Source organism: Streptomyces sp. NPDC007084 (assembly GCF_040703595.1).
GTDB lineage: Bacteria > Actinomycetota > Actinomycetes > Streptomycetales > Streptomycetaceae > Streptomyces.
Map to the genome: position 1 here is coordinate 40,477 of NZ_JBEYFY010000047.1, position 9,995 is coordinate 50,471.

9 protein-coding genes and 1 pseudogene are annotated in these 9,995 nt (G+C 73.5%); all 10 read left to right on the plus strand.

Features of this window, described 5'->3' with window-relative positions; genetic code table 11:
- The first annotated feature begins 225 nt into the window (after positions 1 to 225).
- A complete protein-coding gene (locus AB0912_RS27855) occupies positions 226 to 441 on the plus strand; it encodes a DUF4177 domain-containing protein (protein WP_366704495.1) in 216 nt (71 codons plus the stop codon).
- A gap of 213 nt (positions 442 to 654) precedes the next feature.
- Positions 655 to 1,458, plus strand: coding sequence for a VOC family protein (locus tag AB0912_RS27860; protein WP_366704497.1), 804 nt, complete (start codon positions 655 to 657; stop codon positions 1,456 to 1,458).
- Between the two features lie 198 nt (positions 1,459 to 1,656).
- The gene (locus AB0912_RS27865; RefSeq protein WP_366704499.1) at positions 1,657 to 2,109 is read left to right on the plus strand and encodes a cyclic nucleotide-binding domain-containing protein; all 453 of its coding nucleotides are present in this window, start codon (positions 1,657 to 1,659) and stop codon (positions 2,107 to 2,109) included.
- Positions 2,110 to 2,286: 177 nt separating this feature from the next.
- A complete protein-coding gene (locus AB0912_RS27870; RefSeq protein ID WP_366704501.1) occupies positions 2,287 to 3,102 on the plus strand; it encodes an N-formylglutamate amidohydrolase in 816 nt (271 codons plus the stop codon).
- Between the two features lie 179 nt (positions 3,103 to 3,281).
- Complete coding sequence (locus AB0912_RS27875) at positions 3,282 to 4,583, plus strand: DUF4032 domain-containing protein (RefSeq protein ID WP_366704503.1); 1,302 nt, start codon at positions 3,282 to 3,284, stop codon at positions 4,581 to 4,583.
- A gap of 94 nt (positions 4,584 to 4,677) precedes the next feature.
- Positions 4,678 to 6,354, plus strand: a complete 1,677-nt coding sequence (locus tag AB0912_RS27880) for an FAD-dependent oxidoreductase (RefSeq protein ID WP_366704505.1) — start codon at positions 4,678 to 4,680, stop codon at positions 6,352 to 6,354.
- Positions 6,351 to 7,793 carry an ATP-binding protein gene (locus tag AB0912_RS27885; RefSeq protein WP_366704507.1) on the plus strand — a complete coding sequence of 481 codons (1,443 nt, stop codon included), beginning with the start codon at positions 6,351 to 6,353 and terminating at the stop codon, positions 7,791 to 7,793. The genes AB0912_RS27880 and AB0912_RS27885 overlap by 4 nt, the downstream gene beginning before the upstream one ends.
- Positions 7,790 to 8,140 (plus strand): UBP-type zinc finger domain-containing protein, encoded by a 351-nt coding sequence (locus AB0912_RS27890; protein ID WP_366704509.1) that lies wholly within the window; start codon positions 7,790 to 7,792, stop codon positions 8,138 to 8,140. The genes AB0912_RS27885 and AB0912_RS27890 overlap by 4 nt, the downstream gene beginning before the upstream one ends.
- Before the next feature lie 46 nt (positions 8,141 to 8,186).
- Positions 8,187 to 8,402 carry a hypothetical protein gene (locus tag AB0912_RS27895; protein ID WP_081220749.1) on the plus strand — a complete coding sequence of 72 codons (216 nt, stop codon included), beginning with the start codon at positions 8,187 to 8,189 and terminating at the stop codon, positions 8,400 to 8,402.
- A gap of 487 nt (positions 8,403 to 8,889) precedes the next feature.
- Positions 8,890 to 9,995 (plus strand): annotated as a pseudogene (locus AB0912_RS27900) (hypothetical protein); the annotation flags it as partial.

Sequence of the window (9,995 nt, forward strand, 5' to 3'; positions counted from 1 at the left end):
TCCGCCGCCGCATGATCCCGCCGTGCGCCCACGCTAACCCGGCACCCGCCCAACCGGCCGCCTCCGTGCGGGCACCCGCGCCGGGACCGGGCCTCCCGACACCGGGAACGGCCCGTTGTCCCTGGTCGTGACGCGTGTGGTCCGATTCGTCCCTGTGCCGGGGCCGCGATCGGTGGTTGGCTGGGCCTGATCATGCCGTCCGACACGCAGGAGAGCCCCGCAGCCATGAGCAACGCCCACACGTACGAGTACAAGGTCGTCACGTTCCGTGAGTCGCTGATCGGCGACGCGCTGGACAGCGGCAAGCTGGAGAAGGTCCTGAACAAGCACGCCGAGGACGGCTGGGCGCTCAAGGCGATCACCTCCGCCGACGTCAAGGGCCGCATAGGTCCCGGCGCCGTCGAGGGCCTGCTGCTGACCCTGGAGCGGCCGCGCGGCTGACGCCCGCGTCGTGCGCGGAGCGCCGAGCCGGGAGATGCTGGAGCCGATGGGACAGCGGATCCGCAGGTGCTTCTGACGCCGTCGGAGGCCTTCCGGCACGGAGGGCCTCCGACGGCTGGGCCGGGGTCCGGACTCGGCAGGACCGGGTCCGGGGCACGGTCGGGGCGGCACCCCCCGCGACCGCTGCCGGCCAGACGTCAGGACGGTCACTCGATGCAGAGCGATGGAACACTCACCCCCGATGTGGTCACCAGCGGTTCCGTGTCCGGAGCGCCGTGCTGGGTCAGCCTGACCACCCGTGACCTGAAAGAAGCCCAGGACTTCTACACGGCGGTCCTCGGCTGGTCCTGGTCCGCGGGCACCAGGATGGGGGACGGCTACCGGATCGCCCGGGCGGGCGGCATCCCGGTCGCCGGTGTCTCGGAGGTCGACTTCGTGGCGCGGACGGCGGTCGCGTGGATCCCGTACTTCGCCGTGGCCTCGGCGGACGAGACCGTGTCCCGCAGCCAGGAGCGCGGCGGCACCACGGCGGTGGGCCCGATCTCGCTGCCCCCGGGCCGGGCCGCCCTGCTGGCGGACCGGGACGGCGCGGTCTTCGGCATCTGGGAGGGCCGGCTCGTGGCCGGCTGGGAGCGCTGGCGGGACGCGGCGCCCTCGTACGTGCGCCTGCACACCCGGGACGCCTTCGACGCGGCCATCTTCTACGGGGAGGTCCTGCGCTGGGCGTCGGCCGCCCCCGGCGGCTGCGAGGTGCACTACGAGGGCAACGAGGTCGTCCTGCGCAGCGGCGACGACGTGGTGGCCCGGATCTACTCCGGGGCGGTCGAGTCGGCCCCCGATCCCACCGTCCGGCCACACTGGCAGGTGCACTTCGCGGTGGACGACGTCGAGGCCTGCGTCCGCGCGGCCCGCGCCCACGGGGGTACCGCCCACCAACAGGGGATCGGCTCCACGGAGGCGATCCTGACCGACCCGGACGGGGCCCACTTCACGGTGACCTCCCGGGACGCCGGATGACCCGCCCGGACACCGTGGTCCGCTGACCCGCGACGGCCGGCCCGCCGAGCGGCGGGCCGGCCGTCTGCCGGGAATCCATCCCCGCCACGACGAGACGGATTACTCCGTTCGGGCTCCAATGGAGGGTGACGGGATACCACCGGAACGACAGGTGCCGCCGCCCCCCGCGGTCTCGCGGCGGCCCGATGGAGGTCCGCGATGCCCACTGCTCTCCGGCTCCTGCCCGCCCTCTCCCCCGAGCACCGCGAACGGCTCATGGGGGTGGCCCACGAGGTCTCCTTCCCCGCCGACGGGCCGATCTTCGAGGCCGGCGGCACGGCCGACCGCTTCTGGGTGGTCCGCTCCGGGACGGTGTCCCTGTACCAGCGGGTCATCGCCGACCGGCGCATCACCGTGGCCCAGCTCGGCCCGGGCGACCTGCTGGGCTGGTCCTGGCTGTTCCGTCCGCACACCTGGGACTTCGGCGCGGAGGCCTTCAGTCCGGTCCGCGCCTACGAGTTCGACGCCACCGAGGTGCGGGCCCTGTTCGACCAGGACGCGACGCTGGAGCTGTCGCTGACCCGGACGATCGGCGCCATCCTGGCCCACCGCCTGGAGACCACCCGGGCGGCCCTCATCGAGCACTACGCGCGCCACGGGGGCACCAGCTAGCCGGACTTCCGGCGGGGCGGCACCGGACGGCAGCGCGCGCCGCGGTCCGGCGGCACCGGACCGCAGTGCCCGCCCGGGTCCCGGCGGCACCGGACGGCAGCGCCCGCCCGGGTCCCGGCGGCAGCGCCCGCCCGGCCTCCCCGCGACGGACCGGCCGGGCTGGGATAGGAATTCCGTATGGACGACACTCTCGACTCCGCGGCCCGTCCCGACTCCTTCGAGCTGCTGCCCGGCGCGGTCCACTCGCCCGTGATCCTGCACGTCCCGCACTCCTCCCGGCATATCCCGGGGCCGGTCCGCGCCGGGATACTCCTTGGCGACGAGGCGCTGGAGAACGAACTCGACCACATCACCGACGCGCACACCGAGGAGCTGGCCCAGGCCGTGGCGGAGGGGGCCGGGCTCACGCCGTGGCGGTTCGTCAACCGGCTCTCCCGGCTCGTGATCGACCCCGAACGCTTCCCGGACGACCGGGAGGAGATGCTCGCGGCCGGCATGGGCGCCGTCTACACCCGCACCACCCACCGGGCGCCGCTGCGGCCCGCCGACACCGATCCGCGACCGCTGCTCGACCGCTACTTCCACCCCTACGCGCAGGCGATGACCGACGCCGTCTCGGACCGGCTCGCCGCCACCGGGCGGGCCGTCGTCATCGACATCCACTCCTATCCGACCGCCCGGCTCCCCTACGAGCTGCACGGCGACGGCCCCCGTCCGGCGGTCTGCCTGGGGACCGACTCCTTCCACACCCCGCCCGAACTGGTCGCGCTCGCGGAGAAGGCCTTCGCGGGCCTCGGCGGCGTGGGCGTCGACAGCCCCTTCTCCGGGGCGTACGTGCCACTGCGCCACCACGAGCGGGAACCGGCGGTCACGACACTGATGGTGGAGATCCGCCGGGACACGTACATGAGCGAGCCGGGCGGCCGGCTGCTCCCCGGCTTCGCCCGGCTGGTCGCCGCGCTGACCACGCTCGTGGACACGGCGGGCGGGTAGCCGGGTAGCCGACGGCGCGGGCGCGTGGCCGACTGCGCGGGGCCCGACAGCGGGGGCGAGGGCTGGTGGGGCCGAGGGCTCGGCCGGCCGCCGGGGGCCGGATGTCTTCCGCCCCGGCGATCATTCGTAGATGCTGGAGCCGCAAAAGAGTTCGACCATGAAGTGAGGGCGGCCCAGTCATGGCTCTGCAGATCAGCGCCACCAACCCGGAGCACCCCGCGCTCCTGCTCGCCCTGCCGTGGCAGCTCCCCCTGGAGGAGTGGCCCGAACACCATCTGGTGCCGCTGCCGCGCGGCATCTCCCGGCACGTGGTGCGCTACGCGCGGGCCGGCGACGAGGTGGTGGCGGTCAAGGAACTCGCCGAGCGGCCCGCCCTGCGCGAGTACGGACTGCTCCTCGGACTGGACCGGTTGGGAATCCCCGCGGTGGACCCGCTCGCCGTGGTCACCGGGCGCACCGACGCGGCCGGTGAGCCGCTGGAGTCGGTGCTGATCACCCGGCACCTGGGCGGCTCGCTGCCGTACCGGTCGATGTTCGAGACGACCATGCGGCCCGCCACCATGCACCGGCTGATGGACGCGCTGGCCGTGCTGCTGGTGCGGCTGCACCTGGCCGGGTTCGCCTGGGGCGACTGCTCGCTGTCCAACACGCTCTTCCGGCGCGACGCGGGCGCGTACGCCGCCTATCTCGTGGACGCCGAGACCGGCGAGCTGCATCCGCGGCTCAGCACCGGGCAGCGCGACTACGACCTCGATCTGGCCCGGGTGAACATCAGCGGCGAACTCCTCGACCTGGAGGCGGCCGGCGCGCTGCACCCCTCGGTGGACCCGATCGAGTTCGGCCGGGAGATCTGCGCGCGCTACCGGGGCCTGTGGGAGGAGCTGACCCGTACCTCGGTCTATCCGGCGGGCAAGTACCACTACATCGACCGCCGGATCCGCCGGCTGAACGATCTGGGCTTCGACGTGGCCGAGATGCAGATCGCCCACTCCCCGGCCGGCGACACGGTGACCTTCGTGCCCAAGGTGGTCGACGCCGGGCACCACCAGCGCCAGCTTCTGCGGCTGACCGGCCTCGACACCGAGGAGAACCAGGCGCGGCGGCTGCTGAACGACCTGGAGAGCTGGATGGCCACCCAGGACGACTACGCGCCCGCGGGCCCCGGTCACCGTCCGGGCCCCGGCGCCCCGGGGGCCGCGCGGCCGGAGGTGCTCGCCCACCGCTGGGTCCGGGACGTGTTCCGGCCGACGGTGCGGGCGGTGCCGCCCGAGCTGCGCGGCTCGATGGACCCGGCCGAGCTGTACCACGAGATCCTCGAACACCGCTGGTTCCTGTCCGAGCGCGCCCAGCACGACATCGGCCTGGACACGGCCGTCGAGGACTACGTCGGCACCATCCTCCCGAAGGCCGGGGAACCGCTGCCGTCCGCGGACCGGGACCCCGAGGAGCCGCCCGCGTACCCGGTTCCTGAGCAAAGGTGACCGATCGTACATACGATTGGGGCTGTGTCCGCCGGGTCTGCCTCGCGGGGCCGGCCGGGCGGAGACGCAACTGTCCTCTCGGGGTGGGAGACCCATGACCCAGGCCGCCAGTCCAGCGCGGACCGTCATTCTGACCGTCGATGACGATCCCGGGGTGTCGCGCGCCGTCGCCCGTGACCTCAGGCGGCGCTACGGCGAGTCCCACCGCATCGTCCGCGCCGAGTCCGGGGACGCCGCCCTGGACGCGCTGCGCGAGCTGAAGCTCCGGGGCGACCAGGTGGCGGTGATCCTCGCCGACTACCGGATGCCGCAGATGGACGGCATCGAGTTCCTCGAACAGGCCATCGACGTCTTTCCGGGCGCCCGCCGGGTGCTGCTGACCGCGTACGCGGACACGAACGCGGCGATCGACGCGATCAACGTGATCGATCTCGACCACTACCTGCTCAAGCCCTGGGACCCGCCGGAGGAGAAGCTCTACCCGGTGGTGGACGACCTCCTGGACGCCTGGCGGGTCAGCGACTACAAGCCGGTGGGCGCCTGCAAGGTCGTCGGACACCGCTGGTCGGCCCGGTCCTCGGGCGTACGGGAGTTCCTGGCCCGCAACCAGGTGCCCTACCGCTGGTACTCGTCCGACACCCCGGAGGGCGAGCGGCTGCTGAAGGCCGCCGGGCAGGACGGGCAGCGCCTTCCCCTGGTGATCACGCCCACCGGCACACCGCTGGTCGAGCCGGACGACCAGGACATCGCCGCGCACGTGGGGCTCGCCACCACGCCGACCTCCGAGTTCTACGACCTGGTCGTGATCGGCGGCGGGCCGGCCGGGCTCGGTTCCGCCGTCTACGGGGCGTCCGAGGGGCTGCGCACCGTGCTGGTGGAGCGGTCCGCGACCGGCGGTCAGGCCGGGCAGAGTTCCCGGATCGAGAACTATCTCGGCTTCCCCGACGGCGTCTCCGGCGCGCAGCTCACCGACCGGGCCCGCCGGCAGGCCGCCAAGTTCGGCGCCGAGATCCTCACCGCGCGCGAGGTGACCGGCCTCGAGGTGACCGGCGCGTCGCGGACCATCCGCTTCTCCGACGGCTCCTCGATCTCCGCGCACGCCGTGATCCTCGCGACCGGCGTGTCCTACCGGCAGCTCGACGCGCCCGGTCTGGCGGATCTCACGGGCTGCGGTGTGTTCTACGGCTCGGCGCTGACCGAGGCCGCCGCCTGCCAGGGCCACGACGTGTACATCGTCGGCGGGGCGAACTCGGCGGGACAGGCCGCGATGTACCTGGCGCGCGGCGCGAAGTCGGTGACCATCCTGGTGCGCGGCTCCTCGCTGGCCGCGTCGATGTCGCACTACCTGATCGAGCAGATCGACAACGCGCCCAACATCACGGTCCGGCCCGGCACGGTGGTCGAGTCCGCGCACGGCAGCGACCACCTGGAGCAGCTCACCCTGCGCGACGTGGACAGCGGCCACACCGAACTGGTCGACGCGCAGTGGCTGTTCGTGTTCATCGGCGCGGCGCCGCTCACCGGCTGGCTGGACGGCACGGTGCTGCGGGACGACCGCGGCTTCATCATGGCCGGCCCGGACATGACGCCCGACGGGCAGCCGCCGCGCGGCTGGGAGCTGGACCGGCCGCCGTACCACCTGGAGACCAGCGTGCCCGGCGTGTTCGTGGCCGGTGACGCCCGCGCCGAGTCGGCGAAGCGGGTCGCGTCCGCGGTCGGAGAGGGAGCCATGGCCGTCATGCTCGTCCACCGTTATCTGGAGCAGTCGTGAGCGGCCGGCCGATGCCGTGCGACGTCACGGAACTGAGCACGCTCTTCCTGTTCGAGAAGCTCGACGCGGACCAGCTCGACCGGCTGTGCCGGGAGGGCCGCGTCGAGCTGTTCGACCCCGGGCCGGTGTACTCGGAGGGCGACCCGGCCACCTGTTTCTACGTGCTCCTCGAAGGCACCGTGGTGATGTCGCGGCGGGTCGGCGCGGACGACGTGGAGATCAACCGGACCTCGCAGCGCGGGGTGTACGCGGGTGCCATGCAGGCGTATCTGAGCGCGCCCAACGAGTCGCTGTACAAGGGGTCTTTGCGGGTCACCGAGCCGTCCCGGTTCTTCGTGCTGCCCGCCGACACCTTCGCGGCGATCCTGCGGGACTGGTTCCCGATGGCCGTCCACCTGCTGGAGGGCATGTTCTTCGGCAGCCAGAACACCCAGCGCACCATCGGACAGCGGGAGCGGCTGCTCGCGCTCGGCTCGCTGTCGGCGGGGCTCACGCACGAGCTGAACAACCCGGCCGCCGCGGCCGTGCGGGCCACCTCGGCGCTGCGCGACCGGGTGGCGCACATGCGGCAGAAGCTCGGCGTCATCGCGTCGGGGCCCTACGCGCGCGACACGCTGGAGACGCTGGTCGAGATCCAGGAGCGCACCGCCGAGCAGGTCGCCAAGGCGACCCCGCTGACCCCGCTGGAGGCGTCCGACCGCGAGGACGCGCTCGCGGACTGGCTGGACGACCATGACATCGCGGGCGGCTGGCAGTTGGCGCCGACGTTCGTGCAGGCCGGCCTCGACACGGACTGGCTGGACCAGGTCGCGGCGGCCGTCGACGGGCCGACCCTCGAAGGCGCGGTCCGCTGGCTGAACTACACGGTCGAGACCGAGCTGCTGATGAACGAGATCGAGGACTCGACGAGCCGTATCTCGCACCTGGTGAACGCGGCCAAGCAGTACTCGCAGATGGACCGGGCCCCCTACCAGGTGGCCGACGTGCACGAACTCCTCGACAGCACCCTGCTGATGCTCACGGGCAAGATGGGCCCCGGCATCAAGGTCGTCAAGGAGTACGACCGCACGCTGCCCCGGATCCCCGCCTACCCGGGCGAGTTGAACCAGGTGTGGACGAACCTCATCGACAACGCCGTCTCCGCGATGGACGGCGAGGGCACGCTCACCGTGCGCACGGCGCCCGACGGCGACAACGTGCTCGTGGAGTTCCACGACACCGGGGCCGGGGTACCGGACGAGATCCGCGACCGCATCTTCGACCCGTTCTTCACCACCAAGCCGGTGGGCGAGGGCACCGGCCTCGGCCTGGACATCTCCTGGCGGATCGTCGTCAACAAGCACCACGGCAGCCTGGCGGTGCACTCCGTGCCCGGCGACACCCGCTTCCAGGTGCGCCTTCCCCTGACCGTTCCGGACACCCCCGAGGAGCCGTCATGACCACCCCCAACGGAATCGACCCCTCCGTCCCGCCGAGCGGCACGGGCTGCGCCGAGTGCGACGCCGCCGGAGGATGGTGGTTCCATCTGCGGCGCTGTGCCCAGTGCGGTCACGTCGGCTGTTGCGACGACTCCCCGTCCAAGCACGCCACCGCGCACGCCCGGAGCACCGGGCACCCGGTCATCCAGAGCTTCGAACCCGGCGAGAACTGGTTCTGGGACTACGACACCTCCGAGCTGTACGACACGGGTCCCGAGCTGGCTCCGCCGGCCAGCCACCCCCTGGACCAGCCGACCCCCGGCCCGGCGGGACGGGTCCCGGCGAACTGGGCCGAGACCCTGCGCTGAGCGGCCCCGGGATGCGTGTCCGGGCGCGGAGGACCATCCTGGAGATATGTCCGGACGGGCTCCTTTGGTCGTACATCCGGCCCTGAACACCAGCGGCCGTCAGGTGACGGCGCGCGGCGAGAGCCTGGGCGTGGCGTTCTCCGACGAGGATCTGCTGGAGTTCCTCGGCCGCGCGGGACTGCCGGACGCCGAGGACCTGCTGGACGACCCCGCCTGGGTGAAGTGGCGGGGCGGCCAGGCGCACTTCTACGGAGCGGGATAGCCAGGTCCACGCCTGTGCGCGGGTCGGGCCGCGTGTCGCCTTCCACCGGCATGACACGCGGGCCCCGCTCTCGACGCCGGTCGGCAGGACCTCGGTGAGGGGCGGCGCCCGCCCCCGCGCCCTCTTCCGGACCGCCCTCGCCCGGCCCCCGCCCTGTTCCCGACCACCTTCGCCCGGTCCCGGCCCTGTTCCGGACCGCCCCCGCCCGGTTCCGGCGGCCCCCGCCTGGTTCCGGACCGCCCTCGCCCCGTTCCGGACCACCCCGCCGCGCCGGTGACCTTCGCGAACTCCTTCGGCGGCGGGCCGGGCCCGCGGGGGATCGTCCGGCTCAGGCGGCCTGAACTGTTCGTACGTGCGGGCGAGTTCGGCGAAGCCACGAAAAAAGGGCATCCCGGCACCGCCGGCGTTGAACACTCTTCGTCACCTCTCGCGTACTTCCGGGAAAGGGGAGCCGGTCGAGCAGCGAGGGATGGCGATGGTGGTCACGGTGCACGACTCAGCGGGCGGACCGGTCGCGGGGCGCTATCTGCTGCTCGGCCTCGTCCTGCGCGAGGAGGGCCGGAGCTGCTGGCTCGGCCGGGACGCCGCGCTCGACCGGCCGGTCCTGGTGACCCGCTCGCGCCTGGCGGCCCCGGTGCGGGAGGAATCTCCGGCGCACGCGGGCGAGTCGGCACGCGATCTACGCGGGGAGACCCGGGAAGGCGTCGCCGACCGGGTGCTGCGGACGGCCGGACTCCTCGGCGCCGCCTGCCCCGGCCGGGTGCCCGCGGTCCTCGACGTGATCGAGGAGCCCGGCACGGTGTGGACCGTCACGGAGCGGCCCCCCGGCGCCCCGCTGACCGACCTCCTCGCGGGCGGCCCGGCCGGGCACGTCCGGGCGGCCCGGGTCGGACTGGGCGTCCTCGATGTCCTCACCGCCGCCCACGGCTCGGGGGTGACACACGGGGAACTGGGGCCGGGGCAGGTGTGGGCGGACGAGTCCGGCGCGGTCACGGTGACCGGCTTCGGCCTCCCGGAGTCCGGCGACGCGCCCCGCGTCACCGCCCCGGCGTACGCCTCCCCCGAGCAGGCCCGCGGCGAGGGCGGCGGCGCGGCGGCCGATCTGTGGGCGCTCGGCGCGATGATGTACGCGCTGGTCGAGGGGCGGCCCCCGGTCCGGGACCGGGGGCGCCTGGACGCCACGCTCCGGGCGGTTGACCGGCTGCCGATCAGGGCTCCGCTGCGCGCCGGACCCCTCGGACCTGCCGTGCGGGGCCTGCTGCGCTGGGACCCCGTGGAGCGCGTACCGGAGTCCGTGGTGCGGGAGGCGCTGACGCGCATCCTCCGGCAGGACCTCGAAGAGCCGGAGTCTCCCGGCCCCTCCGACCCGCCCACCGTGCCCCTCGGCTCCCGAGCCCAAGACTTCCCCGAGCGGGAGCGGGAGCGGGAGTGGAACCGGGAGCGGGAGGCCGGAGTCCGGGGACGTACGGGGGCGGCGCGGTCCGCGGGCCGGCCGCTGGTGCTGGGCGGGGTGCTCGCCGTCACGGTCGCCGTCCTCGGGGTGTTCGCCGCGACGGGCGGGCTGCCCGGTGTGGGCGCGGCCGGCGCCTCCGG

Bases quoted from the DNA above. Each gene is read 5' to 3' on its own strand.
- AB0912_RS27855 (WP_366704495.1), top strand. From the start codon at position 226: ATGAGCAACGCCCACACGTACGAGTACAAGGTCGTCACGTTCCGTGAG.
- AB0912_RS27860 (WP_366704497.1), top strand. From the start codon at position 655: ATGCAGAGCGATGGAACACTCACCCCCGATGTGGTCACCAGCGGTTCC.
- AB0912_RS27865 (WP_366704499.1), top strand. From the start codon at position 1,657: ATGCCCACTGCTCTCCGGCTCCTGCCCGCCCTCTCCCCCGAGCACCGC.
- AB0912_RS27870 (WP_366704501.1), top strand. From the start codon at position 2,287: ATGGACGACACTCTCGACTCCGCGGCCCGTCCCGACTCCTTCGAGCTG.
- AB0912_RS27875 (WP_366704503.1), top strand. From the start codon at position 3,282: ATGGCTCTGCAGATCAGCGCCACCAACCCGGAGCACCCCGCGCTCCTG.
- AB0912_RS27880 (WP_366704505.1), top strand. From the start codon at position 4,678: ATGACCCAGGCCGCCAGTCCAGCGCGGACCGTCATTCTGACCGTCGAT.
- AB0912_RS27890 (WP_366704509.1), top strand. From the start codon at position 7,790: ATGACCACCCCCAACGGAATCGACCCCTCCGTCCCGCCGAGCGGCACG.
- AB0912_RS27895 (WP_081220749.1), top strand. From the start codon at position 8,187: ATGTCCGGACGGGCTCCTTTGGTCGTACATCCGGCCCTGAACACCAGC.